The sequence below is a fragment of the Streptomyces sp. NPDC050636 genome, from assembly GCF_040654775.1.
In the GTDB taxonomy this organism is placed as follows: Bacteria; Actinomycetota; Actinomycetes; order Streptomycetales; family Streptomycetaceae; genus Streptomyces.
This window is the reverse complement of the sequence record NZ_JBFAIP010000021.1, coordinates 53744-79981: the sequence shown is the minus strand read 5'-3', so window position 1 is coordinate 79981 and position 26238 is coordinate 53744. Positions and strand designations below refer to the sequence as shown.

The 26238-nt window shown below is 70.5% G+C and carries 24 protein-coding genes and 1 pseudogene; 13 read left to right on the top strand and 12 right to left on the bottom strand.

Annotated features, from left to right (window positions below; translation table 11 throughout):
• Positions 1-67: 67 nt before the first annotated feature.
• Genes AB0I10_RS18400 through AB0I10_RS18390 form a run of 3 tightly spaced genes read left to right on the top strand, consistent with a single transcriptional unit; the run spans position 68 to position 2968 of the window.
• Complete coding sequence (locus tag AB0I10_RS18400; RefSeq protein WP_363153518.1) at positions 68-1834, top strand: carbamoyltransferase C-terminal domain-containing protein; 1767 nt, start codon at positions 68-70, stop codon at positions 1832-1834.
• 28 nt (positions 1835-1862) lie between these two features.
• On the top strand, positions 1863-2342 hold the full coding sequence (locus tag AB0I10_RS18395; protein ID WP_363153517.1) for an SRPBCC family protein: 480 nt from the start codon (positions 1863-1865) through the stop codon (positions 2340-2342).
• A complete protein-coding gene (locus AB0I10_RS18390; RefSeq protein ID WP_363153516.1) occupies positions 2339-2968 on the top strand; it encodes a histidine phosphatase family protein in 630 nt (209 codons plus the stop codon). The genes AB0I10_RS18395 and AB0I10_RS18390 overlap by 4 nt, the downstream gene beginning before the upstream one ends.
• Positions 2969-2995: 27 nt before the next feature.
• On the opposite strand, the gene AB0I10_RS18385 is transcribed toward AB0I10_RS18390, so the two are convergent.
• The 3 genes from AB0I10_RS18385 to AB0I10_RS18375 form a co-directional block, all read right to left on the bottom strand.
• On the bottom strand, positions 2996-3268 hold the full coding sequence (locus tag AB0I10_RS18385; protein ID WP_363153515.1) for a hypothetical protein: 273 nt from the start codon (positions 3266-3268) through the stop codon (positions 2996-2998).
• Positions 3269-3513: 245 nt separating this feature from the next.
• Positions 3514-4512 carry a type I glyceraldehyde-3-phosphate dehydrogenase gene (gap, locus tag AB0I10_RS18380; protein WP_363153514.1) on the bottom strand — a complete coding sequence of 333 codons (999 nt, stop codon included), beginning with the start codon at positions 4510-4512 and terminating at the stop codon, positions 3514-3516.
• Between the two features lie 107 nt (positions 4513-4619).
• Positions 4620-5576, bottom strand: a complete 957-nt coding sequence (locus tag AB0I10_RS18375; RefSeq protein ID WP_363153513.1) for a helix-turn-helix domain-containing protein — start codon at positions 5574-5576, stop codon at positions 4620-4622.
• Between the two features lie 323 nt (positions 5577-5899).
• Between AB0I10_RS18375 and AB0I10_RS18370 the strand changes: the two genes are divergently transcribed.
• Entirely contained in the window at positions 5900-6139 is a 240-nt protein-coding gene (locus tag AB0I10_RS18370) for a hypothetical protein (RefSeq protein WP_363153512.1), read from the top strand.
• A 583-nt stretch (positions 6140-6722) separates the two neighbouring features.
• On the opposite strand, the gene AB0I10_RS18365 is transcribed toward AB0I10_RS18370, so the two are convergent.
• The 3 genes and pseudogenes from AB0I10_RS18365 to AB0I10_RS18355 all read right to left on the bottom strand — a co-directional run bounded on the left by AB0I10_RS18365 (position 6723) and on the right by AB0I10_RS18355 (position 10201).
• Positions 6723-7937 carry a glycosyltransferase gene (locus tag AB0I10_RS18365; protein ID WP_363153511.1) on the bottom strand — a complete coding sequence of 405 codons (1215 nt, stop codon included), beginning with the start codon at positions 7935-7937 and terminating at the stop codon, positions 6723-6725.
• Between the two features lie 442 nt (positions 7938-8379).
• Positions 8380-8484 (bottom strand): annotated as a pseudogene (locus tag AB0I10_RS18360) (IS5/IS1182 family transposase); the annotation flags it as partial.
• A gap of 40 nt (positions 8485-8524) precedes the next feature.
• Positions 8525-10201 (bottom strand): sigma-70 family RNA polymerase sigma factor, encoded by a 1677-nt coding sequence (locus tag AB0I10_RS18355; RefSeq protein ID WP_363153510.1) that lies wholly within the window; start codon positions 10199-10201, stop codon positions 8525-8527.
• Between the two features lie 487 nt (positions 10202-10688).
• Between AB0I10_RS18355 and AB0I10_RS18350 the strand changes: the two genes are divergently transcribed.
• The 3 genes from AB0I10_RS18350 to AB0I10_RS18340 all read left to right on the top strand — a co-directional run bounded on the left by AB0I10_RS18350 (position 10689) and on the right by AB0I10_RS18340 (position 12981).
• Entirely contained in the window at positions 10689-11186 is a 498-nt protein-coding gene (locus tag AB0I10_RS18350) for a SigE family RNA polymerase sigma factor (RefSeq protein WP_363153537.1), read from the top strand.
• Positions 11179-11607, top strand: coding sequence for a hypothetical protein (locus tag AB0I10_RS18345; RefSeq protein WP_363153509.1), 429 nt, complete (start codon positions 11179-11181; stop codon positions 11605-11607). The genes AB0I10_RS18350 and AB0I10_RS18345 overlap by 8 nt, the downstream gene beginning before the upstream one ends.
• 243 nt (positions 11608-11850) lie before the next feature.
• Positions 11851-12981 carry a mannosyltransferase family protein gene (locus AB0I10_RS18340; protein WP_363153508.1) on the top strand — a complete coding sequence of 377 codons (1131 nt, stop codon included), beginning with the start codon at positions 11851-11853 and terminating at the stop codon, positions 12979-12981.
• A gap of 166 nt (positions 12982-13147) precedes the next feature.
• Here AB0I10_RS18340 and AB0I10_RS18335 read toward each other — a convergent pair whose 3' ends face one another.
• On the bottom strand, positions 13148-13948 hold the full coding sequence (locus AB0I10_RS18335) for a VOC family protein (protein WP_363153507.1): 801 nt from the start codon (positions 13946-13948) through the stop codon (positions 13148-13150).
• Between the two features lie 240 nt (positions 13949-14188).
• Complete coding sequence (locus tag AB0I10_RS18330; protein ID WP_363153506.1) at positions 14189-14398, bottom strand: hypothetical protein; 210 nt, start codon at positions 14396-14398, stop codon at positions 14189-14191.
• Between the two features lie 49 nt (positions 14399-14447).
• Between AB0I10_RS18330 and AB0I10_RS18325 the strand changes: the two genes are divergently transcribed.
• On the top strand, positions 14448-14672 hold the full coding sequence (locus tag AB0I10_RS18325) for a hypothetical protein (RefSeq protein ID WP_363153505.1): 225 nt from the start codon (positions 14448-14450) through the stop codon (positions 14670-14672).
• Between the two features lie 94 nt (positions 14673-14766).
• Here the strand turns inward: AB0I10_RS18325 and AB0I10_RS18320 are convergent, their stop codons facing one another.
• Complete coding sequence (locus AB0I10_RS18320) at positions 14767-15900, bottom strand: acyl-CoA dehydrogenase family protein (RefSeq protein WP_363153504.1); 1134 nt, start codon at positions 15898-15900, stop codon at positions 14767-14769.
• Positions 15901-16185: 285 nt separating this feature from the next.
• Between AB0I10_RS18320 and AB0I10_RS18315 the strand changes: the two genes are divergently transcribed.
• Both AB0I10_RS18315 and AB0I10_RS18310 read left to right on the top strand, forming a co-directional pair.
• Positions 16186-17793: an AMP-binding protein gene (locus tag AB0I10_RS18315; protein ID WP_363153503.1), complete on the top strand. Its 1608-nt coding sequence runs from the start codon at positions 16186-16188 to the stop codon at positions 17791-17793.
• Positions 17794-17797: 4 nt separating this feature from the next.
• On the top strand, positions 17798-18640 hold the full coding sequence (locus tag AB0I10_RS18310) for a PaaX family transcriptional regulator C-terminal domain-containing protein (RefSeq protein ID WP_363153502.1): 843 nt from the start codon (positions 17798-17800) through the stop codon (positions 18638-18640).
• 64 nt (positions 18641-18704) lie between these two features.
• Here AB0I10_RS18310 and AB0I10_RS18305 read toward each other — a convergent pair whose 3' ends face one another.
• Positions 18705-19466, bottom strand: a complete 762-nt coding sequence (locus AB0I10_RS18305) for an HAD family hydrolase (protein WP_363153501.1) — start codon at positions 19464-19466, stop codon at positions 18705-18707.
• Positions 19467-19916: 450 nt separating this feature from the next.
• Between AB0I10_RS18305 and AB0I10_RS18300 the strand changes: the two genes are divergently transcribed.
• The 3 genes from AB0I10_RS18300 (at position 19917) to AB0I10_RS18290 (ending at position 22680) form a co-directional block, all read left to right on the top strand.
• Entirely contained in the window at positions 19917-20573 is a 657-nt protein-coding gene (locus AB0I10_RS18300; protein ID WP_363153500.1) for a TetR/AcrR family transcriptional regulator, read from the top strand.
• A 532-nt stretch (positions 20574-21105) separates the two neighbouring features.
• Positions 21106-21723: a ScbR family autoregulator-binding transcription factor gene (locus tag AB0I10_RS18295; RefSeq protein ID WP_363153499.1), complete on the top strand. Its 618-nt coding sequence runs from the start codon at positions 21106-21108 to the stop codon at positions 21721-21723.
• Between the two features lie 138 nt (positions 21724-21861).
• Complete coding sequence (locus AB0I10_RS18290) at positions 21862-22680, top strand: ScbA/BarX family gamma-butyrolactone biosynthesis protein (RefSeq protein WP_363153498.1); 819 nt, start codon at positions 21862-21864, stop codon at positions 22678-22680.
• A gap of 48 nt (positions 22681-22728) precedes the next feature.
• Here the strand turns inward: AB0I10_RS18290 and AB0I10_RS18285 are convergent, their stop codons facing one another.
• Together AB0I10_RS18285 and AB0I10_RS18280 are read right to left on the bottom strand one after the other, a co-directional pair.
• Positions 22729-25083, bottom strand: a complete 2355-nt coding sequence (locus AB0I10_RS18285) for a bifunctional salicylyl-CoA 5-hydroxylase/oxidoreductase (protein ID WP_363153497.1) — start codon at positions 25081-25083, stop codon at positions 22729-22731.
• Positions 25068-25895 (bottom strand): enoyl-CoA hydratase family protein, encoded by an 828-nt coding sequence (locus AB0I10_RS18280; RefSeq protein WP_363153496.1) that lies wholly within the window; start codon positions 25893-25895, stop codon positions 25068-25070. The genes AB0I10_RS18285 and AB0I10_RS18280 overlap by 16 nt, the downstream gene beginning before the upstream one ends.
• Between the last annotated feature and the right edge of the window lie 343 nt (positions 25896-26238).

Genomic DNA, 26238 nt, shown 5'->3' with positions numbered 1-26238 from the left:
ACAGGCAAGCAGCTCCAGAACAGGAAAGAAAGCCGTGATTGTTCTCGGATGTAATGGTTTCAGTCGGGTGTCGGAGTTCTTCTCCGAACGCCTCGGTGCGACCGGCATCAACAAGCATTACCTCTTGGGCCACGACGCCGCCGCCGCCCTCCTGGTGGACGGCCGCCTGGTCGCCGCGGTGGAGGAAGAACGCCTCAACCGGGAGAAGAAGACCACCGACTTCCCCACGAACGCGATCGACTGGTGCCTGAAGGAAGCCGGGATCACGTTCGATGACGTCGACCTGTTCGCCTTCCCCTGGAACTGGTCTCCCCAGGTTCTGGACGAGATCCAGGACGGCATCCGCACCTCGCCGCTGGCGCAGGACGCGAAGACCCGCCTCATGGACGACATGGCCGACTTGTTCGACCAGGTCGTCAGCCACGAAGCGATGCTCGCGGACTTCGAAGCCCGCACCGGACACCGTCCCGACCCGGCCAAGGTCCGCTTCATTCCTCACCACCTGGCCCACGCCACGACCGGCTACTACCTCGCCGGCATGAAGGACTCGGCGTTCCTCGTCAGCGACGGCCGCGCCGAACGCTTCTCGACCTTGACGGGTGAGATCCGCGACGGCCGGATCACCGTCTTCGACGACACCGTCACCGGCGCCCAGTACTCCATCGGCACCCTGTTCTCCTCCATCACCCGCTTCCTCGGCTTCGTCCCCAACAACGACGAGTACAAGGTGATGGGCCTGGCCGGCTACACCGCCCCACCGACTCCGAACCCGTTCATCGAGCACCTTCTGACGCTGCACGACGACGGCCGCTACACCTTCACCAAGCCCCTTCAGACCGACAACCTCCACAGTCACGACGCCCTGTTCGAGGAGTACTTCGGCCCCTTCGAGGACACCCTCGAATACAAGGCCCGCGTCGCCGCCGCCGCGCAGCAGATGCTGAACGTCGCCACCGCCCACCAGGTCAGCCACCTGGAGAAGCGGACGGATCTCGACCGGCTGCTGTTCGAGGGTGGCGTCGCCCTGAACTGCCTCAACAACACCCCGCTGTTCGAGGGCTCCCGCTTCGAGGACATGCAGGTCAGCTTTGGCGCCTCGGACACCGGCATCACCATCGGGGCCGCGGCCCATGCCTGGCTCAACGACCCCGGCACCGAGCCCGCGGACATCCGCGCCGCCTCCGCACCCGTCACGCCCTATCTGGGCCCGGCCTACGACGAGTCCGCGATCGAGGAGGCCCTCGAAGGCTTCACCGGCCGTGTCGTCGCCTCACGCCTGGACGACGACGAGGTCGTCGAGCAGGTGGCGAAGCTGCTGACGGAGAAGGTCGTCATCGGCTACTTCGAAGGCCGCGTCGAGCACGGGCCGCGTGCGCTGGGGCATCGCAGCATCATCGCCAACCCCGGCTTCGACGACATCAAGGACATCATCAACACCCGGGTCAAGCACCGCGAGCCCTTCCGCCCGTTCGCTCCCCTCGTCCTCGAAGAGCAGGCGCCGAAGATCTTCGACATGGGGCGCAAGACCAGTTCGCCGTACATGACGTTCGTCTTCCCCGTCCGCGACGAGTACAAGGACCGCATCCCCGGCGCCGTACACGTGGACGGCACCTCCCGCATCCAGACCCTGACGGACGAGGGAACCCCGCGACTCACGGCGCTGCTGCGGAAGTTCATCGAACTCACCGACACGCCCTGCCTGATCAACACGTCGTTCAACGTCGCCGGCGAACCCATCGTCTGCACGCCCACCGACGCCCTGAACTGCTTCATGGGCACCGAGATCGACTATCTGATCCTCGGCAACCACCTCGTCGCCAAGAGCGACAACTAACCAGAAGAACTACCAGAAAGAGCACCCCGTGCCGATCCAGCGCAAGCACACCATGTACCACTCCACCATCCTCGACGCCGACCCGGACACCGTGTGGGCGACCATCCGCGACGCCATGCAGATCCTGGAGATCGTGTCCCCCGGCGACCTGGACGTCCACCGGGACGTCAGCTGGGTTGAGGGCGGCTCGGTCGAAACGGTCCCGGCGCGCTACGACTTCAGGCTCACGCTCAGCGGCAAGGTCGTCCAGCAGGAGATCGCCGCCCGCGACGAGATCAACAAGACCCAGTCCTACCGGGCCGTCGCGCCCACCAGCGGAGTCGCCAGCTACGAGGCCACCATCCGCGTATTTCCCATCACCAACGACCCGGCCCGCAGCTTCTTCGACTGGTCGCGCACCCTGGAGATCGCCGAGGACGCCGACCTGAACGTGGTCGAGGGCATCATCGACATCATGGAGAAGCAGACCGACGCCGTACGGGACCACTTCGCGACGACCTCGAAGTGAGTGACGTGACGACGACGCTCGTACTGCTGCGGCACGGCGAAACCCTGCTCACCCCGCAACGGCGGCTCTCCGGCAGCGGAGGATCCAACCCGGGACTCTCACCGGTTGGACGCCGCCAAGCCCAGGCGGCAGCAGACGCCCTCGCCCACCGCGGCGACATCGAGGCGGTCGTCACCTCACCGATGCGGCGCTGCCAGGAGACCGCTCATTCCGCGGCCGCGCGCCTCGGCCTAAGCGTCCGGGTCGACCGGGACCTGCGGGAAGCGGACTTCGGCGCCTGGGAGGGCCTGACCTTCACCGAAGTCCGCGAACGCTACCCGGACGACCTGAGCGCATGGTTCGCCTCGCCCGAGATTCCCCCCTCGGGCACAGGCGAGACCATGCAACAGGTCACCCGCCGGGTCACCGCCGTACGAGACGGCCTCATGGCCCAGTACGCAGGCGCGACGGTTCTGGTCGTCTCTCACGTCGGACCACTCAGAACCCTGATCCGCCTCGCCCTCCAGGCCCCACCGCACAGCTTGTTCCGCATGGAAGTCGCAGCAGCCTCCCTGTCGACGGTGACGTACGACGAGGACGGCACCGCCACGGTGCAAGCCCTCAACGACACCCACCACTTGAACTGAACTGCACGCCGAGGGGCCCGGCACACGTCACGTGTGCCGGGCAACGCCCAGCACTCGCGGCGAACGCCCTGGCACCACGGGTGCTTCGAGTAGTTCCAGCAGCTTGCTGTGGCCGGCGGACAGCCGGAGCTGTCGGCAAAGACGTTCACCGGCCCGGCAGCCGCCGAGCTCGACGGCAACCGCGTGCAGCCACTGCTTCGAGCCGATGCTGGAGCGTTGATAGCGTTCGCTCAGCCCGCTGACCTGCTCGACGAAGGTCTTCCTCCTGCAGGAGGACCGGTCACAGAAGAAGCGCCGCACTCGGAGCCTAACCGTCTTGATCACCACAGACTACGAGGCCCTGGTCAGGGGCGGCCGTAGGCCATCGCGGGGGCGACGCGCGAAGAGCCCCTTGACCGGCCGTGGCGCTCCCGCACCCTCCGGCGGCCGGGTGGACCCGCTTCTGTGACTGAGCGCTCTGGTCGGCCCGACTGGTCAACCAGAGCGCCCAAAGGAAGTGCCGACCCGCGCGGTCGCCGGAGGCGGGGTACCGGCCCGGCGTCCGGTCAGCGGGTGGCGAGGAGTTCGAGCGTGTCGATCACGCGGTTCGAGAAGCCCCACTCGTTGTCGTACCACGCGGCCACCTTGACGTGGCGGCCGTCGACGCGGGTGAGGGCCGAGTCGAAGACCGACGAGGCGGGATTGCCCGTGATGTCGGACGACACGAGCGGGTCGTCCGAGTACTCGAGGATGCCGGCGAGCGGCCCCTCCGCTGCGGCGCGGTACGCCGCCAGCACGTCGTCGCGCGTCACGTCACGGGCGACGGTCGTGTTGAGTTCGACGATCGAGCCCACCGGCACCGGTACGCGGATCGAGTCGCCCGACAGCTTGCCGTCGAGGTTCGGCAGCACCAGGCCGATCGCCTTGGCGGCGCCGGTCGTGGTCGGCACGATGTTGACGCCGGCGGCTCGGGCGCGACGGGCGTCGCGGTGCGGACCGTCCTGCAGGTTCTGCTCCTGCGTGTAGGCGTGCACCGTCGTCATGAACCCGTGCTCGATACCGGCGAGTTCGTCGAGGACCGCGGCCAGCGGCGCGAGCGCGTTGGTGGTGCAGGAGGCGTTCGAGACGATCGAGTGCACGGCCGGGTCGTAGGCGTCGGTGTTGACCCCGAACGCGAGCGTGACGTCGGCGCCGTCCGACGGCGCGCTGACGAGTACCTTCCTCGCGCCCGCGTCGAGATGGGCCCGGGCGGCGTTGGCCGAGGTGAAGCGGCCGGTGGCTTCCAGGACGATGTCGACGCCGAGTTCGGCCCACGGCAGCTGCGCCGGTTCGCGCTCGGCCGGCACCGTGATCCGACGGCCGTCGACGACGAGGGCGTCCCCGTCGACGGTCACCGGGCGCCCGAGCCGGCCGGCCGTGCTGTCGTAGGCGAGCAGCCGGGCCAGAGTGGCGGGCTCCGTCAGGTCGTTGACGGCGACGATCTCGAGGACGCTGTCGCGCTCCAGCAGTGCGCGCAGCACATTGCGTCCGATACGGCCGAATCCGTTGATGGCGATGCGAGTCATGAGTGATGTCCCTTCCCTTCCACACCAGACTCGCCCGCGGCCGGCGCCGCTGACAGTGGCGGGATCGCCATGGTTCAAAAGGATCCCGCCACGCGGTGCCGGGCAGGTTACTCGCCCCGGGTGAAGGTGCGCCGGTACTCGCTCGGTGTGGTGCCGAGGATGCGCTGGAAGTGCAGGCGCAGGTTCGCGCCGGTGCCGAGCCCGATGTCGGCGGCGATCTGTTCGACGCCGCGCTGCGAGCGCTCGAGCAGTTCGCGGGCCAGGTCGATGCGGGCGCGCATCACCCACTGCATCGGCGTGTAGCCGGTCTCCTCGACGAAGCGCCGGGAGAACGTGCGCGGCGAGACCCCCGCCTGCCGCGCCAGTATGTCGAGGGTGAGGGGCTCGCCGAGCCGGTGCAGCGCCCACTCGCGGGTGGCGGCGAACCGCTCGCCGCGCGGCTCGGGGACGCTGCGCGGCACGTACTGGGCCTGGCCGCCGCTGCGGTAGGGGGCCGCAACCAGACGCCGGGCCGCATGGTTGGACGCGGCCACTCCGAGGTCGCCGCGCAGGATGTGCAGGCACAGGTCGATGCCGGAGGCGGCGCCGGCCGAGGTGAGCACGCTGCCCTCGTCGACGAACAGCACGTTCTCGTCGACCTGGACGAGCGGATGCCTGGCCACGAGTGCCCGCATGTAGTGCCAGTGCGTTGTGGCGCGCCTGCCGTCGAGCAGGCCCGTGGCGGCGAGCGCGAACGCGCCCGTCGAGATGGCGGCGAGCCGCGCGCCCCGGTCGTGGGCGGCGACCAGTGCGTCGACGACGGCCTGCGGCGGGTCGTCGCGGTCCGGGAACCGGTAGCCGGGGACGAAGACGATGTCGGCCCACGCAAGCGCGTCGAGGCCGTGGGCGACGTGGTACGCGAGGCCATCGCCGCCGGTCACGAGACCTGGTGTCGCCCCGCACACCCGCACCTCGTACGGCATGCTCGCGCGGGTCGTGAAAACCTGCGCGGGAATTCCGACATCGAGCGGCTTCGCACCCTCAAGCACAAGGACGGCGACGCGATGCAGGCGGGAGGCTGGCACAGGAAGAGGTTACGTGGGGCGTGACGTCGATACGCCCACTGCGCGGACCGGGCAGACGACACACAGGCGGGGCTGTCTTGGGTGCGGGTGCGGTGGAGGAAGTCGCGGACTGCCGGCTCCCGGCGCCACGGGGCGAGGTCGTCGTTGAACTCTCGGAGTAGTCCCTGACCCAGGAGGACTGGACCCGGGCGAGGATGTCGACCGAGCGGCTGCCCAGCTCCAGGCCGTGGTCAAGGTCGCAGAGCGGCGCCGGTTGGGTGGTCAACGAGAGGGGTAGTACGCGAAACGATCACATCCCCGTCGTCATCGAAGGAGTTCTACACATGCCGATTCCCCAGTTAACCGACACCAAAAGAGAGGAGCGTTCCGAGGGCTTCTACAAGGACGAGGCGGGAGCGATCGTCTACGTCAGGCTGGTGGAATACCCGGACGGCCGCGTTGAGGAGTTCCATCAGGCGGCGCCGGACGGTACGACGTATGACGAGGCATCGGGAACGCTGACGGTTCCAGGGGAAGACGGCGAGACCGGGACCATCGAGTTCGGTCCCCCGAGCGGCAGTTGAGCATGCGGCACCGGCCAACCCAGCTGACCGGGGAGGCCGACAGCAGGCCGTACTCACCAACCGGGCTGGCCAACCACGTCTTCACCAGCGTCACCGGCCGCAAAGCCGACGAGATACAGGGCACGACCTGGTGGGGTGTGGGAGTCCCCCTGGGGCTCTTTCTGGGACTTCCGGCTGCATCAAAGGGCATGAACGTGAAACAACCGTAAGGATGTTTGCGCAGGTCACCGCCGCACAAGAGGCCGTCGCGGCAGGTCACGGGGCTGCCTGGTCCCTTCCGGGAAATCTGACCAGCGGATGCCGCCGCACTCCATCCGACCAGCGAGCATGCGGGCCAGGAGGGGGTGCGGCGGCACTCGTGGAACGTCTCTGGGAATGTGCGCCGGAACAGAGCGGCTCCCGGACCGGCGGGGTTCTCCCGCGCGGGGCAGGAAGTGCGCAGCGAGGCCGCCCGGAAGTCGGCCCGCGCGTGCGGATCGTGGGCGTCGACGACGAGCTTCCACTGCGCGGGAGTTGAGGTGATCTCATGTGCACGGGAGTTGAGGTGATCTCATCTGGTTCACGCGGACATGAGCGGCACCTTTTAGCTGATGGCGTCGAGCAGCAGTTTCGCGGCCACCGTGGTGCCGTCGGTGCGGATCGTGCCGGCCACGGCGGTTGCTCGTGCGCGGGTCTCGGGGGTCAGGGCCGTCTTGAGCGCGGCTGACAGGGACTCGACGCTCGGGGTCGGACCGTCGTGTGCTGCGCCGATGCCCAGGTCGGCCACCCGGTCGGCCCAGTACGGCTGGTCACCTCCCTGGGGTACGACCACCTGAGGCGCGCCGGCCCGGGTGGCGGTCGTTGTGGTGCCCGCGGCGCCGTGGTGTACGACGGCGGCCGCCCGGCGGAACAGTGCCTGATGGTTGACCTCGCCGACGACGAAGCAGTCGTCCCGGTCGTCGATCAGGGCCAGGTCGGCCCAGCCGCGGGAGACGACCGCACGGCGGCCGTGCGCGCGGATCGCCTCGATGGTCACCCGGGCGACGTCCTTCGGGGCGCTCATGGGCGTGCTGCCGAAGCCCACGTACACCGGTGGTGTGCCGGCGTCCAGGAATGCCTCCAACCCGGTGGGGAGCGGGCGTTCGTCGGCCACTGTCCACGCGCCGGTCTGCACCACGTCGAGGCCCGTCGGCTGCCACGGGGACAGGACCGGGTCCGTGGCCAGCCACGGCTGGTCGGTGAAGGCGTAGTCGCGGACGTTGTCCACCGGTGGCAGGCCGACCGACGCCCGCTGGGTGTTGAGCATCTCGCCGAACATCGTGTTCGCGATCTGGGCGTCCAGGTCCCACAGCGCCTGGTTGTCGGTCGCGTCCGGCGGCAACGGCTGGCCGCGCCGCGCGGGCGGGCGGCGGTACGGCGACGGCAGGCTGACCGGCTGGTGGCTCGCGTGCACGTAGCGGATGCCCAGTTTCTCGGCCACCGACCGCGCGCCGGCCGTGACCGGCAAAGGGCCGGTCACCACCAGCGCATCGCATCCCTCGGCCGCCGCAGCGACCGTGCTGAACTGCGCGGCCATCAAATCAGCCGCACGTTGCGCCAGGCCCACCGCCGACCCCGGCGTCACCGAGGTCACCACCGGGCGCACCGGCGCGCCGGTCGGCACCAGCGGCACACCGGCCTCGGCCAGCCGCTCCGCGAACTCCTCGTCCGGCGGCGCGCACACCCGTACCTCCGCGCCCAGTTCCCGCAACCGCACCGCGAGTCCCGCTATCGGTTCGACGCTCCCGCGCGACCCATACGTCGACAACACCACACGCATTTCGTGATTCTCATTTCCGCAGGTTCTGGCTTTGATCGGCGATTCTGCGGCATGCCCCGGGTCTTGCCGCAAGCCCCCCGGTGCGCTATATGTTGATCATGGAAAGGAGTGAGTTCCCTCCTTTGCCTTCACGTCCGCTGGGGAAGGACAGGTTCCTCGCGATGCGGCGACGAGGTGACGCGGCGATGCTCCGCGAACGGCCGTAGCGTCGCCCAGGAGGACCTCCCATGCGTCACACGCCGTCTCAAGAGCTCCTGTGGCAGTGAGTTCAGGCGTCGCCAGCAGATCAGTGCGCATCCCAGGGTGAGGAACGCTTCGTGGATGTCGTCGCGTAAAGGCGACGGTACGTGCCGTGGTCGTAACCACGGTGCCCCAGGACCACGTTGGGGCGACGTCGAGGCTGGCCGCAGTGGAACCGGCGAACCGGGGTGCCGCGGCTCCGCCACACCCCGGCCTCGGTCCACTCGGGCAGGCGGCGCCGACACGTCACCCCCGCCCCGAAGCCGAGCTCCTGCGGCAGGTGTTCCCCGGTGATCCCGGTATGGAGCGGGCTCTGGCGAAACTGCCGACGCGATGGCGAGCACGACTCAGTAGCCGAACACCTGGGTCCAGGTCCAGTCGTCCGTGACCAGGCCGAGGCCCATGGTGGTCAGGGAGCAGTTGAGGATGTTGGCGCGGTGGCCCGGCGAGTTCATCCACGACTCCATCACGCTTGCAGCAGAGCTCTGGCCGCGGGCGATGTTCTCGGCGCCGGGGCTGCCGTAGCCCTGTGCCTGGGCCCGGTCGGCGAAGGTGCGGCCGTCCTGGCTGGTGTGGTCGAAGTAGCCGTTGTGCGACATGTCCTCGCTGTGCAGCAGGGCGGCGCGGGCCAGTCGGTCGTCGGAGGTCAAGGCGCGGCAACCGGCCTTGGCCCGCTCGGTGTTGACGATCGCCAGGACCTTCTCGGCCGGGGTGTCCGCGGGATCGTCCTTGGGTGTGGGCCGCGGCGCGGGCCTGGCCGGCGCTTCGGTCTTCGACGGGCGCGGAGTGGCAGCCGAGTGCGTCGAGGAGGGTTTCCGGGCGGCGGACTTGCTGGGCGAGGGAGACGGGGACTTCGAGGTGGTGCGCGACGACGAGGGGGAGGTCGCGGGTGCCGACAGCGTCGCGGACTGCGGCTCGGTGCCGGGCGCCGACCGCACCGTATCGCGCTCCTTGTCCGGCGACAGCACGGCCATCCCGCCGGCCGTGCCTCCCGCGACCAGCAGGGCGACGGCGGCGGCCACGGTGGCACCACGCCGCCGCCTTCGTATTCGGCGGGTCTGGCGATCGTGTATTCGGCCACCGCCCCGCGTTCCGTTGACGGCGGTGTCGCCAGCAGGTGACGCGAACCCCCCGCCCGCGTCCGTGAGGCCACCCGTGCGGACATGGCCGTCCATGCCCGTGTGAGCGATCGTGTTGAAGGCCACCGTCTCGCCGGACGCCCCGGCCCCCTGGAGGGCGGCCAGCCCCGCCAGCCCTCCCAGCACCCCGGCCACCGGCACCAGGCCGAGGCCCACAAGCAACCCCTCGGCAGGCACCAGTCCCGCTTCGAACCCCGCGCAGACCGTGCAGTCACGCGCGTGCCGCGCGATCCGCTTGCGCCACAGTGCCGACGGCACGCCGTCCCAGATCCCGATCGCCTGGTCGAGGAGCACACAGCGGGGCACCGCGGACAGCGCCCGCACCACAACCCTGGCCGTCTCCAGCTGTGCCTTCATCCGCTGCACGCGCACCGCGGTGTGCTGCCGCGACAGCTCCAGTGCGGCCGCCACCTCGGCCCGCCCCAACTCGCCCGCCGCCTCCAGCCACCACAGCGACAGCAGCGCCCGGTCGTCGGTGTCCAGCCAGCGGGTGGCCTCCGCCACTTCCCGCCGCTGCCCCTCCAGACCAAGCCGCACGATGGTCAGATCCACGAAGTCCGCGCCCGGATCGGCCACGTCGTACGCGTCCTGCAGATCCGAACTGGCCGGTGCGGCACGGTGCTTCTCCCAGTGGCCGCGTATCTGGTTCATCGTGATGGCCACCAGCCAGGACCGAAAGCTGCCCGGGTCGTGCAGCGAAGCGAGACCGCCGAGCGCGCGGATCATGGTCTCCTGCACCACATCGTCTACGTCGGCATGCCCGTTCAGCGCCCGGCCCACGATGTTGTACACCAGCGGCAGATACGCGGCGACCAGCTCGTCCTGAGCCCGCTGGTCACCCCGCCGCGCCGCCTCCACCATCACGCTGTCGTGTTCGCTGCTCACGCCCACGCCTGTCCACTCCCCTTCTCGATCCTCGCCTGTCCCGTCCGACACAAGGGAGACCGCCGGCGGGGGCGCGCGATAACGGAAAGTGCGCCGCGAACCCGAACGCACGCTAATCGAGCTGAGTACCTCCCGTACAAGAGGGGCTCCATCACAAGAGGGGCTCGATCGGCGCCGTCCGCGTACGTGCCCTCAGCGCTCGGGTCGCCGATGACCCTGCAGCGTCTCGGTACCGGTCGAGGCCGGGAAGGAACGGCCTCGATCCGGTTGAGCTGCAGGGCTGAGTCCGTCGTTATCCGTTGTTGCCTGTCTTTGCCTGTCTTTGCCTGTCTTTGCCTGTCGTTGTTCGTTGTCGTCTGTCGTCGTGACGCGTGTCGGCCAGGATCGGTTGCGTGAGAACCACCACGCTGGTTTCTCGCGCCCTGTGTCGACCGGATGCCGTGTGCCGGGCGTATGCGGAGTGAAGCGAGAGATCCGGGAGTGGCTGTTGACCGTCGAGGAGTTCGAAGAGTTCTACGCCCAGACGGCCGCGCGGCTCACAGGGCAGTTGTACGTGATGCTCGGCGACCTGCACGAGGCGCAGGACGTAGTGCAGGAGGCGTTCGTCAAGGGGTGGAGCCGACGGAGCCAGCTGGATCGGGACGGCCGGCCCGAGGCATGGGTACGCACGGTCGCCTGGCGTTTGGCCGTGAGCCGCTGGCGCTTTCGGCGGCGCACGGCGGATGCGTGGCAGCGCAGTGGTGCCCCACCACATGCCGAAGGCCCCGGGCCCGAGCAGGTCGCCCTGGTGGCGGCGATGCGAGAGCTGCCCACCAAGCAGCGCCGCACGCTGACCCTGCACTACGTGTGCGACCTCACCGTCGAGCAGATCGCCGGTGAGACCGGACTGTCCGCCAGCACCGTCAAGACGCATCTGGCCCGAGGCCGGGCCGCGCTCTCCCACCGCCTGCAGGACCCGCGCATTGAGGAGGACCCCGATGCCTGAACCCCACGACCCGCTGCGGTCCCTGTTCCAGGAAGCGGCCTCCAGCGCCCAATCGCGCGCGCACACTGCACCGGTCTCGGCCATCACCGAGCGCGGGAAGCGAGTGCACCGGCATCGCATGGCCGTGCTCGCGGCCGGAGCATGCCTGGTCCTCGGCGGCGGAGCCGCAGCCGCGGCCGCTCTTCTGCCCAGCAGCCCCAGCCCCGCCCCACCCGCCACCACCCCCTCTCCTTCCAAGCCGTCCCCCATGCCCACCCTGCCCGGCAGCCACCCCCCGATGACCGGTACGCCCTCCCCCGGCCGAAGCACGGCAGGAACCTCGGCCCCGCCCACGTCCGCGTCCACCCAGGGCATGGCGGGCGGCGCGTCCAGCACCACGGCACCACCCACGTCCCTGAGTACGAGTCCGCCACCGCCCTGACGCACCGCCCCACCACATGACCCGGCCGACCGCCGCCGGGCGATCCCACACGCCCACATGCGCCCTAGAGAGCCCTATATGCCCGCCATATCCCCCAGTCTGTACAAGGAAGCGCCCTTGCCCACGCAAGGTTCCGTCGCGCCGGAAGCCCCGTCACCGCCGACTCGGATACGCAGGATTTCCCGCCCGCGCCGCCCGCGCCGCCCACGCCGCCCGCGAGCAGCCTTCTTCGGACGCCGTGCCGTGCCCCTCGGCCCTGCCGACCGCGAGGTGCTCTGGCTCTATCTACTGACCCGAATAGGTATCTGGACCACCGCCTACTGCACGCGATGGCTCTTCCCCGCCGACCGCAACACCCACAGCGCCGCCTCGGCTCTTGCCCCCTTCCAGCAGTGGGACTGGAGCCACTACCTGCACATAGCGCGTGACGGCTACTTCCCCGGAGAGGGAGGCCCCTGGCAGGCCGGCTGGGACAACAGGGAAGCGTTCTTCCCCGGCTTCCCGCTCCTGCTCCGGGCCGTACACACCGTCATCCCGCACTGGACCACGGCCGGCCTGCTGATCTCCTTCATCGCCGGAGGCATCGCCGTGCTGGCTCTGGCCCGGATCACCAGGTTGCACCTGCCCGACACGAACGCAGGCCGACGCACCGTCCTGTTCTTCCTGGTCTCCCCCTGCGCGATCTTCCTGGCCGCCGGCTACACCGAAGCGCTCTTCCTCGCCCTCGCACTGCCCGCCTGGCTCGCCGCCCAGCGCCGTAACTGGCCCCTCGCAGCCACCCTGACCGCCCTGGCCACCGCCGTCCGCGTCAGCGGCCTCTTCCTTGCCGCCGCCATCGCTCTGCACTTCGTGCTCGCCGCCCGCACCCGCCGCGACCGGCGCTCGCTGCCCTGGCTGGCCCTGCCCGCCGTACCGGCAGTCCTCTACAGCTGGTACCTGCAGGCACACACCGGTGACTGGATGGCCTGGAAACACGCGGAGGAACGCGGCTGGTACCGCACCTTCCACGCCCCCTGGGAAGCCTGGCAACACACCTGGCAAGCCGCCTTCGACCACACCCACGCCACCGGGTACGGCTTCATGTTTCAGGCCGAACTCGCCGCCATGCTCGTCGGGCTGCTCCTGCTGGGCTTGCTGATCCGGCAACGCCGATGGCCCGAAGCCCTCTACACCGGCCTCAGTCTGTGGGCGCTGGGAACCTCCTACTGGTACACCTCGATCCCCCGAGCAAGCCTGCTGTGGTGGCCCCTGTGGATCACCCTGGCCGCATACAGCCTGCGACATCCACGATTCAAGACCGTCTACCTGAGCCTCGCAGGCCCCTTGGTAACCGTCTTCGCTCTGACCTTCCTGTCCGGGCGATGGGCCGGCTGATGCCTCAAGAACCGCCCGACCATGTACCACCCACGCATGCCCGTGCCGACCAAACGCCCTGCCTCCGCTGTCGTACGCCGGGCAGGCCGGCCTGAGGGGCCGTCGCGCCGTCCTGCCAATTGGCGCTCGTCGGCGCACCGGCCGTGGGGCGTGACGCGCGCCCGGGTCAGCCCGCCGACTCCGGGGTGAGGATGACGAACTCCGCGCCGGACGGGTCGGTGCAGACGGCCAGCCGGCCGACACCTACGGCGGTCTCGGGCCCCATCGACACGCCACCGCCGTTGTCCCGCACCCGGGCGACCGTGGCGTCGCAGTCCGCGGTACCGAACACCGGGTGCCAGTACGGCTTTCCGCCGGCCTCGAACATGTCCGGCACCGCCATGATGCCGCCGTGCATCCGCTCCTGGCCGCAGTCCGCGGGGGTGACCAGGGTGTAGACACCACCACCATTGCCGGGCAGCGGCATGTCCTGGGTGGTCCAGCCGAAGACCGTGCCGTAGAAGGACTGCGCGGCCTTCGAGTCGGTGGTGTACAGCTCGATCCAGCCGAGGCTGCCCGGTCCGTCCGCCGCTTCGAGGCCCGGATACCGCCCCGGCTCCCAGACCGCGAACTGGGCGCCCTGCGGGTCGGTGAGCTGGGCGAAGCGGCCCTCGTTCGATGCGACCTCGGCGGGCTGCGTACGGACCGAGCCGCCGGCCTGCTCCACCGCTTTGACGGTGGCGTCGGCATCGGGGGTGTTGAAGTAAATCGTCCAGGCCGAGCGGGCGCCTCCCTCGGTGAGCGGGCCGACCGCGCCGACGACCCGGCCATCGAGGCGGAAGAGCGAATAACCGCCCGACTCCTGCTCGCCGTACGGTGCGGCCTGCCAGTCGAACACTGCTTGGTAGAAGGCGGCCGCGGCCTCGACATCGGGGGCACCCAGATCGAGCCAGCACGGTGAGCCGGGGACGAAGTCAGTCGTGATCATCGTGATTCCCTTCGCGGATCCTTGGTGGATTTCAGCCTGACACCCACCACTGACAATCGCCCGTCGGCCCGATTCGGCGTCGGGCCGCTCGCTTGCTAGCCTGACGCGCGCTCGTCAAGAAACTCGTCGAGGACACGACGGGCGCATTGTCAGTCAGGTACGCGTACGGGTACGTGTATCCGTCGGCGGCCCAGGGTGGGCGGCCGATTACCCCGGGGGAGAATCCGACGTGAATCGTCGTCATATTCGTGCTGTCGCCGTTTTCGGCCTGGTGGCCGTCACCCTGACGGGTGCACGCGGCTCACACGGCGGGGGTTGCGGCAGCAGCCACAGCTCCAGCAGCAGCTCCAGCAGCAGCACGAGCGGCGGATACAGCAGCTCGGGGAGCACCACCGGTGGGTCGCCGACGAGCGGATCCACCACCGCGCCCGAGTCCGACATCCGTATCACGGACTGCAAGGTAGACAGCGCGGCCGGCACGCTGAGCGCCACGCTGAGCGTGACCAACGGCAATTCGCAGGGCGACGCGACGTACAACGGCACGGTGCAGTTCACGGACGGGACCGGCGCCACCTTCGGCTCCGCGCAGATTTCGTCGGTCCAGGTGCCCGCCGGCCAGACCCGTCCCGCGAACATCAGCGGCACCTTCATCAAGGACCCCAACAAGCAGGGGCCGACTCCGGGCCGCTGCAAGCTGGGCCAGGTCTGGAAGGCCAACAGCTGAAGGACGCGGCGCTGATCCGGCCTCGACGGCAGATGGGTCAGCGCCGTTCCATGTCCTCTCGCGTCCCCTCACGCCCTCCTCTCACGTCCTCCTCTCACGTCGGCGTCCGGTACAGCTCCTTCGCGATGATCGACCGCTGTACCTCGGTAGCGCCCTCGTAGATACGCGGCGCGCGCACCTCGCGGTAGAGGTGCTCCAGGAGGTGGCCACGGCGCAGTGCGCGCGCGCCGTGGATCTGGACGGCCGCGTCGACGACGTACTGGGCGGTCTCGGTCGCCAGCAGCTTGGCCATGGCCGAGCGGCGGGCGATGTCCGGGGCCGCCGTGTCGTACGCCGACGCGGCCGCGTACACCAGGAGGCGGGCGGACTCGACGCGGGTGGCCATCTCCGCGAGCTGATGGCCGACGGACTGCAGGTCCTTGAGCGGTCCGCCGAAGGCGGTGCGCGCGCCCGCGTGCGCCAGCGCCGCGTCCAGCGCGGCCTGCGCCATGCCGACCGCGAACGCGCCGACGCTCGGCCGGAAGAGATTCAGCGTGCGCATCGCGACGCCGAAGCCGCCGTCGACCGCGCCAAGCACATCCGCACGGGTCACCGGCACCCCGTCGAACTCCAGCGTCCCGATGGGATGGGGGCTGAGCATGTCCAGGTGCGTGCCGGTCAGTCCCGGCCGGTCGGCGGGGACCAGGAAGGCCGTGACGCCGCGGGCGCCGGCCGCGCCCCCGGTGCGGGCGAAGACGGTGGCGAAGTCGGCCTCGGGGGCGTTGGAGATCCAGCACTTCTCGCCGGTGAGCCGCCAACCGCCGGGGCCGTCGGGTTCGGCGGCCAGGGACAGTGCAGCGGCGTCCGATCCCGCGCCCGGCTCACTCAGCGCGAAGGACGCGACCGCCCGCCCCGCGGCGACCTCCGGCATCCAGCGGGCACGCTGGTCCGGGGTCCCGGACTGCACGATCGGATAGGCGCCCAGCCCTTGGAGCGCCAGCGCGGTCTCCGCCTCCGTGCACTCCTGGGCGAGGGATTCCCGCAACAGGCAGAGGTCCAGGGCGCGCAGGGTTCCTTCGGCGGGGAACAGGCGGCGCAGCAGCCCCAGTTCGCCCAGGGCGGCGACCAGCGGGCGGTTGATCCGGCCTGCCTCGCCCTTTTCCGCCAGGGGGCGCAGCCGTTCGGCCGTCTGCGCGCGCAATTCCGCGCACCACTCCTGCTCGTCCGGTTCCAACGCGAATGCGGTCACAAGGCGCTCCCCTGGTAGCGATGCAGTGGCCTGGTAGCGCTGCACTGATGGTCTTTTATCGCGGTCTGTTGACTGCCGTCACGAACACGTTACGCTGACGGCGGATCCGAACGGCAGTCCCCGAGCAGACCTTGAGCACTCCTCGATCAGCCTCCGACCGGTTCCCGCACCGGCAGGACCGGACCTCCCCGCCCGGCCCGCCCGGTTCTCGCACCGGCCGCCGCAGTCCCCCATCCCTTCCCCGGCCGCCCGTCGGCCACCTCGGCGCAAGGGGGCGCATCCGCCATGGAGCTACGGCCTTCGGCCCATGCCGACACCTTCGCGCGCGACCGGCTGCCACCTCCCGAGCAGTGGCCGCACCTCACCGATCTGGGCTACCCCGACCGGCTCAACTGCGGTGCGGAGCTGCTGGACGGCACGATCGCGCGGCTGGGCCCGGACCGGCCGGCGGTGCGCGACGCCACCGGCGCGGTGTGGACGTACGGGCAGCTGCGCGACCGTGTAGACGCGATCGCCCGCGCGCTCAGCGACCGGCTGGGGGTGCTGCCGGGCAATCGTGTGCTGCTGCGCGGCCCCACCACGCCCTGGCTGGCCGCCTGCTGGCTCGCGGTGATGAAGGCGGGCGCGGTCGCGGTGACGGTGCTGGCCGCCCAGCGCCCGGACGAACTCGCCACGATCTGCGAGATGGCCCAGGTGCGGCATGCACTGTGCGACGTCCGCTCCGTCGACGACCTGGCCAAGGCCGAGGTCCCGGAACTGCGGATCACGACATACGGCGGGGACGCCCCGGACGATCTGCGGCAGCTCGCTCGCCCCGGCGGCGCGCCGTACACACCCGTCGCCACCTCCGCGGACGATGTCGCACTGATCGCCTTCACCTCGGGCACCACAGGGCGTCCAAAAGGCTGTATGCACTTCCACCGCGATGTGCTCGCCATCGCCGACACCTTCTCGGCGCGGGTACTGCGACCGGACCCGGACGATGTGTTCGCCGGCAGTCCGCCGCTCGGCTTCACCTTCGGCCTCGGCGGCCTGGTCATCTTCCCGCTGCGAGCCGGCGCCTCGGCCGTCCTCGCCGACTGGGGCGGGCCGGAGCGGCTGCTCGGCGATATCGCGGCACACCGGATCTCGGTGCTGTTCACCGCGCCGACCGCCTACCGCGCGATGCTGCCCAAGCTCGACGGGCACGACATCTCCTCGCTGCGCCGGTGCGTTTCGGCCGGCGAGAATCTGCCCGCCGCGACCTGGCAGTCCTGGTACGACGCAACGGGCCTGCGGATCATCAACGGCATCGGCGCGACGGAACTGCTGCATATCTTCATCTCCGCCGCCGACGACGCGATCCGGCCGGGGACGACCGGGCTGCCGGTGCCGGGTTTCCAGGCGCGGGTGGTGGCTGCGGACGGGACACCGCTGCCGGACGGCGAGCCGGGGCTGCTCGCGGTGCGCGGCCCGACCGGCTGCCGCTATCTCGCCGATCCCCGACAGTCCGAGTACGTGCGGGACGGCTGGAACATCACCGGTGACACCTACATCCGGGAGCCCGACGGCTACTTCCTCTATGTCGCCCGTGCGGACGACATGATCATCTCGGCCGGCTACAACATCGCGGGCCCGGAGGTCGAGGAGGCGCTGCTGCGGCACCCCGATGTGTGCGAGGCCGCCGTGGTCGGCCGGGCCGACGAGGAGCGCGGGCAGGTGGTCGTCGCGCATGTGGTGCTGCGGACGGGTGTCCCACCTGGGGATGACACCGTCGCCGCGCTCCGCGCATTCACCAAAACCCGGATCGCTCCCTACAAATGCCCGCGCGAGTTCGTCTTCCGCGCTTCTCTCCCCCGCACCCCGACCGGCAAGCTCCAGCGCTTCCGGCTGCGTGGAGTGGATCTACAGTGACCCGGTGACCGACCAGCAAACGCAGCGCACCCCACGGTCCCTGATCGTCACGTTCTACGGCGCCTACGGGCGCGGCGCGCCGGAAGAGCCGGGCGGCGCGGCCGGTCCGGTGCCGGTCGCCGCCCTGATCCGGCTGCTCGGCGTGCTCGGTGTGGATCCGCCGTCGGTGCGCTCCGCCGTTTCCCGGCTCAAGCGCCGGGGGCTGCTCGTCCCGGAGCGTACGGCCACCGGGGCCGCCGCCTACGGACTCTCCGACGCCGCCCGCCAGTTGCTGGAGGACGGCGACCGGCGGATCTACGGCCGGCCGGCCGCCCGGCTGTCCGATGGCTGGGTGCTGGCCGTCTTCTCCGTCCCCGAGGAGGAGCGGCACAAACGCCATCTGCTGCGCTCCCGGCTGGCCCGGCTGGGCTTCGGCACCGCCGCGCCGGGCGTGTGGATCGCGCCGGCGCACCTCTACGAGGAGACCCGGCACACCCTGGAGCGGCTCCAACTCGCCTCGTACGTCGATCTGTTCACGGCGGCGCACGCGGGCTTCGAGCCCACCGCGCGGGCGGTGGCACGGTGGTGGGACCTGGACGCCATCGCCGCGCAGCACCGCGCCTTCCTGGCGGACCATGCGCCGGTCCTGGAGAAGTGGTCGCGGCGGCGCGTGGTGCCCCCGGAGGCGGCCTACCGCGACTATCTGCTGGCACTGGACGCCTGGCGGCGCCTCCCGTACGCAGATCCCGGCCTGCCCTCTCCCCTCCTGCCGGAAGGCTGGCCGGGCGGCCGCGCGGCGGAGGTGTTCGGCCGGCTGCACACCAAACTACGGGTGGCGGGCGCCCGTTACGTACGGGACGCCCCCTAAGGGCCTGCCCTTGGCCCGCTGGCCCGGGTTCGGCACGCCTGGCATGCGTACCCTCGGGCCGCGCTCAGCGTCGGCGAGGCAGCCCCGCGGCGACGGCCGGCCGCGGCCTGGCGGCGGCGATCACGGAGACCACGTCCTTGAAGGAGCTGCACATCCGGGTGCCGGCGACGGCGGCGAGCTCGCCGAACGTACCGATGCCGTAGGTGACCGCGACCGGCTCCATGCGCGCGGTCACCGCCATCCGCATGTCCCCTACGGTGTCCCCCACATACGCGCTCTCCCAGGGCGCGACGCCCAGCCGGCCGGCCGCCCGCAGCACCATCTCGGGGTGCGGTTTTCCGCGCCGGACCATGTCCTGCCCGATGACCGGGCCGACCAGGTCGCGGACGCCCATGACGTCGAGCAGCGCCTCGGCGCTCCGGGTGGTCTTGGACGTGGCGACGGCCAGCTCGACGCCGTGGGCGCGCAGCGCGGAGAGTCCCGCCGTGACGCCGGGGAAGAGCAACTGCGGCCCCTGGCAGAGGACTTCGTAGGAGAACAGCTCGCGGTAGCGGGCGATGGCGGCCTGCACCCGGCCGTCGTCCTCCGGCCTGCCCAGCAGCCGGCCGAAGGCGGGGCCGGGGGGCTTGCCGATGGCGGCCGCCGCCTGCCGCGCGGTCACCGAGCACCCCTGCTCCGAGGCCACCTTGACCAGCAATTTACTGATCGCGGGCAGGGTGTTGGCGAGCGTGCCGTCGAGATCGAAGACGGCGGCCTTGATCGTCTCGCCGCCGGCGCACCGCGCGCCTCTTACAGGACGTTCGCCCACTTCCGCTGATACGCGCATGGCTGGAGACCTTTCCGGATTCCGATGGATGCAGTGGCTCGGGTGACGTTGCGGGCTCGGCCGGTGGGGCGGCCTGCGGTCGACGACGGGGGAGGCGGAGACGGTCTCGCCATGACGCACCACTGTCCAAAGGCGGTACGCGAGGTCGAGGCGGCTGCACGGAAGGGCTGGTCCCGTTTACCGCCTGTCGGAGATTTAAAAACCGCCTGCGCTGTTTGTCAATGTGCCCCTGCCATGCCCTTGCGGGTCGACAGCACTCCCCTTCAAGGCCACACTGGTAAGCGCAGACCCCACTCTGGACGCTGACTGTCGAACGATCCACCCATGGACGCGTTCGCGACAGGGCCCATGTACATCCAGCCACTTGGCTTCATCATATCGAACCGCATGGTTGGTTTTCTATGTAGACTGCATTGAGCTCGCAGCCGTACTAGAGACGGGACGGACACCGTGCCCACGCAGCATCGCGCCATCCAGAGCCGCCAGGCGCTCATCCGCTCGGCGGCAGAGACCTTCCTGGAAAAGGGAGTGCCCGCGGCGGGCATGGTCGAAGTCAGCCGGCGGGCCCGCCTGAGCAAGGGCGCCCTCTACTTCCACTTCACGTCCAAGGACGACCTCACGCTCGCGGTGCGCGACGCCGCACTCGCCACGCTGCACGGGATCGAAGACGGCTTCGCCCGCTCCCCGGAGCCGCTCGCCGTCGCCGTACGCGACTTCGCCGTCGAGCTGTTCGCCCGGGTGGAGTCCGATGTCGTCCTGCGCGCCGGACTGCGACTGCGGCCGGAGACCGCACCAGGGCTCGATATCCACGCCCTGGAGCACCGCTGGTACGCGCTGTTCCTCGACAAAGCGGTGACCTGCGGGACGGGGGCTCCCGTGGGACCCCTCGCGCCCCTGGGGGCGGCCGAACCGGACGGACCGCGGGAATCGGACGCCGAACCGCGCCGCTCCGCCCAGCTGTTGACCTCGATCGTGGTGGGCCTGCTGCACCTGGGCGGCGCCGACCGGACGTGGTGGGAGAAGGAGTCCATCGTCGGCCTGTGGACGCTGCTGTCCGGCGCGGCGGCCGCCGGCACCCCGACGCCGGACCGCATCCCGGCCGGCTGATCCCTCCCCGGGTCGCAGAACCCCCGGCTCCGACACCGATCACGAACCCGACACGGCCGGACGGCACCGGTTCCACCGCCGTCCGCCGTCACGCATCCCCGCTCCGCGCGCAGCCGGGCCGTCCGAGGTCAAGCCTCCGCGCCCGCGACAACCGGCGCAACGCCGAACTCCCGCCATCCGTAAGGGTGATGGACGCGACCACGCCGCCATCACATGAGTGCGTACCGGCCCTGGCCCCGCCGCGATCCGGCCCAGGGGCCCCGGCTCCGGCGCTCCGCACCGGGTTCGCGCCATCCGTAAGGTGACCCGAGGTCAGACCCCCTGCGGCTCACCTTGAGCACGGGCGGCGCGCGGCATCGGACAGTGCCCCGCGCCCCGGCGACACCGCACCGGAACACGCCAACACCATCCCGGCTCGGATTTCAATACCGCCTGGTTGGCTTCTTTATGATGCGGAAATAGACTGCGCCGCCACGGGCTGCGGGTCGCACTCATGCACAACAACTTCAAGACTGCATACGGAGGATGATCGGTGGTCAAGCAGGAACGCGCAGTGCGCACCCGACGCGCCGTCCTCGAAGCCGCGGCTCACGTCATCGGCACACGCGGGTACCAGGCCGCCACGATGGCCGAGATCATCCAGCGCGCCGGAGTCACCAAAGGGGCCGTCTACTTCCACTTCACCTCCAAGAACGCGCTGGCCCGCGCGGTCATCACGGAGCAGATCGACCCCTTCCTTCCGCAGGCCACCGACTCCCGGCTGCAGGACGCCATCGACTTCACCCACCACGTGGCGCTGGCCCTGCGCAGCGACCCGTTGTTGCAGGCCGGGACGCGTATCGCGGTCGAGACGACGTTCAGCGAGGATCCACTGATGCCCTATCAGACGTGGACGGACATCATCACCACGATGTTCACCGAAGCCCGGGCAAACGGTGAGCTGCTGTCCGCCGTCGTGCCGGACCGGGCGGCGGAGTTCTTCGTCGCCGCCTATATGGGGGTGCAGCTGTTCTCGCGCGCCGCGACCGACCGCGCCGATCTGCCGCATCGCGTCACGGCCTTGTGGAAGCACACACTGCCGGGTCTCGCTTCGCCCGGTGCGCTGAGTCATCTGGACCCGCAGGGGCGCCGCGTGAGCATGGCCATCTGACGTCAGCCCGCCCGCCACCCGGCGCAGGAACGACTCTCCTGACCAACGGTTGCCTCACCAATGGCCCTTCTCGGCACCCTTCATGCCCTCTTCGGCACTAGATAACAAACCACATGGTTCGTATCTTAGTGGGCCGCTATGCCGCCGCCAGGCCTCAGCCGCTACGGAGCTGAGGGCCGCCACCGGAAGGGAACCTCATGGCCAGCGCCACTCTCGCCGCGTACCCGCTCGCTCAGCGCCGCGACTTCGGAAGCCGGTCCGGCGACCGAAACCGACCGCAGACGCTCACCACGACCGTGCCTCGCGAGCTCGCCGTCGGCCCTGCGTGCCGCGACGGTACCGGCCGAGGTCTCCTTACAGATCACCCACCACGATGTGGTCCGCAGAGGGAAGCGCCTGGTCAGCGCCCGGCAGGAGTTCCATATCGCATGTGACGGGGCCGAATTGGCCACCGCCGTGGTCGACTTCTCCTGTCACAGCCCGGCCGTCTACCGCCGGCTGCGCGGCGAGTACAGCGATCTGCGGCTCGCCAACGCCCGGAAGCTGCCGCTGCCGGAGGCCGTCGCCCCGCAGCTGGTCGCCCGGGACCGCGCCCGGGATGTGGTGCTCTCCCCCACCGGCCGGCCCGACCGCTGGCAACTGCGGGTGGACACCTCGCATCCGGTGCTCTTCGACCACCCGGTGGACCACGCCCCGGGGATGCTGATGATCGAGGCCGCCCGGCAGGCCGCGCAGACGGCGACGCCCGGCTTCGCGCTGCCCGTCACGATGGAGTGTTCCTTCGAACGCTACGCCGAGATGGACGCGCCGAGCTGGGTGCAGGCCCGGACGACCGCACACGGGGACGACGGGAGCAGGCAGGTCGAGGTCGGTATCGAGCAGCACGGCAGGCCGGTGCTCGCGGCGCGGATCACCAGTCTGCCGACGCGCACCGACGCCTCGCTCCGCACGAACTGACTGCCGCCGACCGACCGCCGCCGGTCCATCGCCCCGCCGACCGCCCCGTCACCGCAGTGTGAGGCGGGGCTTCGGTGCGTCGGTACGGCCGGTCGGCGGGGTACGGCTGCCTGCCTGATAGGGCCGCGGCCAGGGTGCGCCGGGCCCCGTGTAGCCCTGGTCGGCGGCCGCGTGCAGCGTCCAGTGCGGGTCGTAGAGATGTGGCCTGGCCAGCGCGCACAGGTCGGCGCGCCCGGCCAGTACCAGGGAGTTGACGTCGTCCCAGGAGGAGATGGCGCCGACCGCGATGACCGGGACGCCGACGGTGTTGCGGATGCGGTCGGCGAACGGCGTCTGGTACGAGCGGCCGAAGTCGGGGCGCTCGTCGGGAACGACCTGGCCGGTGGACACATCGATGGCGTCGGCGCCGTGCGCGGCGAAGGCGCCCGCGATCGCGACCGCGTCCTCGGCGGTGGTGCCGCCGTCCGCCCAGTCGGTCGCGGAGATACGCACCGTCATCGGGCGTCCGGCCGGCCAGACGGCGCGGACCGCGTCAAAGACCTCCAGGGGGAAGCGCAGCCGGGCGGCGAGGTCGCCGCCGTAGGCGTCGGTGCGGTGGTTGGTGAGCGGCGAGAGGAATCCGGAGAGCAGATAGCCGTGCGCGCAGTGGAGTTCGAGGAGGTCGAATCCGGCGCGGGCGGCGGACTCGGCGGAACGGACGAACTGCTCGCGTACGGTGGCGAGTTCGGGTTCGGTCAGGGCGTGCGGGACCTGGTTGACGCCGGGCCGGTACGGCAGCGCGGAGGGGGCCGTCAGCTGCCAGTTGCCGTCCGGGAGCGGCTGGTCGATACCGTCCCACATCAGCCGGGTGGAGCCCTTGCGGCCGGAGTGGCCGAGCTGTACGCCGAGGGCGGTGCCGGGGGCGGCGGCGTGCACGAAGTCGGTGATCCGGCGCCAGGCGGCCTCATGGCCCGGCGTGTACAGGCCCGTACAGCCAGGGGTGATGCGCCCTTCGGGGCTGACACACACCATCTCCGTCATCACCAGCCCGGCGCCGCCCAGCGCGCGGGCGCCGAGGTGGACGAGGTGGAAGTCGCCCGGGGTGCCGTCGCCATCGGCGGAGTACATGTCCATCGGGGAGACCACGACCCGGTTGCGCAGCGTCAGGCCGCCCAGCCGGAACGGCGTGAACATGGGTGGTGTGCCGGGCGGGATGCCGGCCTCCTTCGCCACCGAGGCGGCGAACTCGCCGTCGCGCAGCCGCAGGTTGTCGTGGGTGACCCGGCGGCTGCGGGTGAGGAGGTTGAAGGCGAACTGGTGCGGCGGCTGCCCCGCGTAGGTCGCCAGGTCCTCGAACCAGGCGAGGCTGGCGCGGGCGGCGCGCTGCGTCGAGGCGACGACGGGGCGCCGCTCGGCCTCGTACGCGGCGAGCGCCTCGGGCAGGGTGCCCTGTTCCTCCAGGCACGCGGCGAGCGCCAGGGCGTCCTCGACGGCGAGTTTGGTGCCGGAGCCGATGGAGAAGTGCGCGGTGTGCGCGGCGTCGCCGAGCAGCACGATGCGGCCGTCCGACCAGCGCTCGTTGACGACTGTACGGAAGGCGATCCAGGAGGAGTTGTTGGAGCGCAGCGGGCGGTCGCCCAGGGCACCGGCGAAGAGCTTGGCGCACCATTCACTCGACGCACGCTCGTCGCACCGGTCCAGCCCGGCCGCCCGCCAGACCTCCTCGCGCATTTCGACGATGACGGTGCTCGCGCCGAATGGATACTGCGGCTCGGAGGGCCGCGTTGAGGGGTCCTCGTCGGGCGACGGGCGGGCGAAGGGATAGCCGTGGAGCTGGACGATCCCATGCTCGGTCTCGGCGATCTCGAAGCGGAAGGAGTCGAAGGCGAAGTCCGCGGCGAGCCAGATGTAGCGGCAGCGGTGGGTGGTGATCTGCGGACCGAACGCCTCCCGGTGGGACTCCCGGGTGAGGCTGTGCACACCGTCCGCGGCGATGACGAGATCGTGGGAGGCCGCCAACTCCTCGGCCGGCGGGGCTGGTTCGCGGAAGCGGAGCCGTACACCGAGCGAGGCGCAGCGCTCGTGCAGGATCTCCAGCAGACGGCGGCGGCCGAGGGCGGCGAAACCGTGCCCCCCGGAGGTCAGCGTCCTGCCCCGGTGCACGATGTCGATGTCGTCCCAGCGCACGAAGTCGCGGCGCAGCGCCTCGTACACCACCGGGTCGGCGTGCTCGATCCCGCCCAGGGTCTCGTCGGAGAGGACGACACCGAAGCCGAAGGTGTCGTCGGGGGCATTGCGCTCCCAGACGGTGATCTCGCGGCCGGGGTCCAGGCGTTTGAGCAGGGCCGCGGCGTACAGGCCGCCGGGGCCACCGCCGATGACCGCGATCCGCGCGGCGCCGCCCACGCCTATTTCCCCTGCCATTTGGGGGCCCGCTTCTCGGTGAAGGCGGCGTGGAATTCGGTGTAGTCGGCGCTGTTCATCAGCAGCGCCTGAGTGGCGGCGTCCATCTCGACGGCGGCGGCGAGCGGCATGTCGAGCTCCGCGGTGAGCAGCGCCTTGGTCTGGGCGTGTGCGAGCGCGGGCCCCTCGGCGAGCCGCCGGGCGAGCGCCGCGGCCGCCACGTCTGCCTGACCCTCTTCCGCCAACTCGCTGATGAGGCCGAGGCGTTCGGCCTCCGGGGCGCGGACGGCGTCGCCGAGCATCAGCAGCCGGGTGGCGTGGCCGAGGCCGACGACGCGGGGCAGGAGGTAGGCCGCGCCCATGTCGCCGCCGGACAGACCGACCTTGGTGAAGAGGAACGCGAAGCGGGCGGAGGGGTCGGCGACGCGGAAGTCGGCGGCGAGGGCGAGAACGGCGCCGGCACCGGCCGCGACCCCGTGGACAGCGGCGATCACGGGGAAGGGGCACTCGCGGATGGCCCGTACGACCTGGCCGGTCATCCGGTTGAAGTCCAACAGCTGCCCGGTGTCCATCCCCAGCGTGGCACCGATGATCTCCTCGACATCGCCGCCGGAGCAGAAACCGCGGCCCTCCCCGCCGAGGACGAGGGCGCGTACGGAGCGTTCCCTGGACAGCTCCGCGAGCAGATCACGGAGGTCGGCATAGGCCTCGAAGGTGAGCGCATTGAGTTTCTCCGGGCGCGCGAGGGTGACGGTGGCGATGCCGTCGTCCCTGGTCACGCGGATGTGCTGCCATGCGTCGGTACTGCGGGCGGATCCTGCGAACGGGCTCATCGGGCTGCCTGCCCCCTTTGGCGGGTCGGCCGGTGGATGTTCTCCGGATGCCCTTTGAAGTTATCACTGGTTGGTGACTGTCGTCACAAGAACGCGATCCGCTGCGCTTTGCCTGGGCCGCGTCTTTGGCTGTCCCGCCGTGGGGGTTGCTCGCCGTTGCGCCTGCGGCGGGCCGGTCCGCTGCGCGTTGCCTGAGCCGCGCTTCCGGCTTTCCCGCCGTTGCGCCTGCGGCGGGCGGTGCCGCTGCGCGGGGCTGTCGGGTGCGGTTCCGGACCTCCGGACTCCGTCCTGCGGTCCGGCCCCTCCCGTTGAGTGTGGGAAAAGACGGTGTGGGTGCACGTAA

Bases quoted from the DNA above. Each gene is read 5' to 3' on its own strand.
- AB0I10_RS18365 (WP_363153511.1), bottom strand. From the start codon at position 7,937: ATGCGTGTGGTGTTGTCGACGTATGGGTCGCGCGGGAGCGTCGAACCG.
- AB0I10_RS18290 (WP_363153498.1), top strand. From the start codon at position 21,862: ATGCCGCCGCCAGGCCTCAGCCGCTACGGAGCTGAGGGCCGCCACCGG.
- AB0I10_RS18335 (WP_363153507.1), bottom strand. From the start codon at position 13,948: ATGATCACGACTGACTTCGTCCCCGGCTCACCGTGCTGGCTCGATCTG.
- AB0I10_RS18285 (WP_363153497.1), bottom strand. From the start codon at position 25,083: ATGGCAGGGGAAATAGGCGTGGGCGGCGCCGCGCGGATCGCGGTCATC.
- AB0I10_RS18315 (WP_363153503.1), top strand. From the start codon at position 16,186: ATGGAGCTACGGCCTTCGGCCCATGCCGACACCTTCGCGCGCGACCGG.
- AB0I10_RS18280 (WP_363153496.1), bottom strand. From the start codon at position 25,895: ATGAGCCCGTTCGCAGGATCCGCCCGCAGTACCGACGCATGGCAGCAC.
- AB0I10_RS18305 (WP_363153501.1), bottom strand. From the start codon at position 19,466: ATGCGCGTATCAGCGGAAGTGGGCGAACGTCCTGTAAGAGGCGCGCGG.
- AB0I10_RS18370 (WP_363153512.1), top strand. From the start codon at position 5,900: ATGCCGATTCCCCAGTTAACCGACACCAAAAGAGAGGAGCGTTCCGAG.
- gap (WP_363153514.1), bottom strand. From the start codon at position 4,512: ATGACTCGCATCGCCATCAACGGATTCGGCCGTATCGGACGCAATGTG.
- AB0I10_RS18345 (WP_363153509.1), top strand. From the start codon at position 11,179: ATGCCTGAACCCCACGACCCGCTGCGGTCCCTGTTCCAGGAAGCGGCC.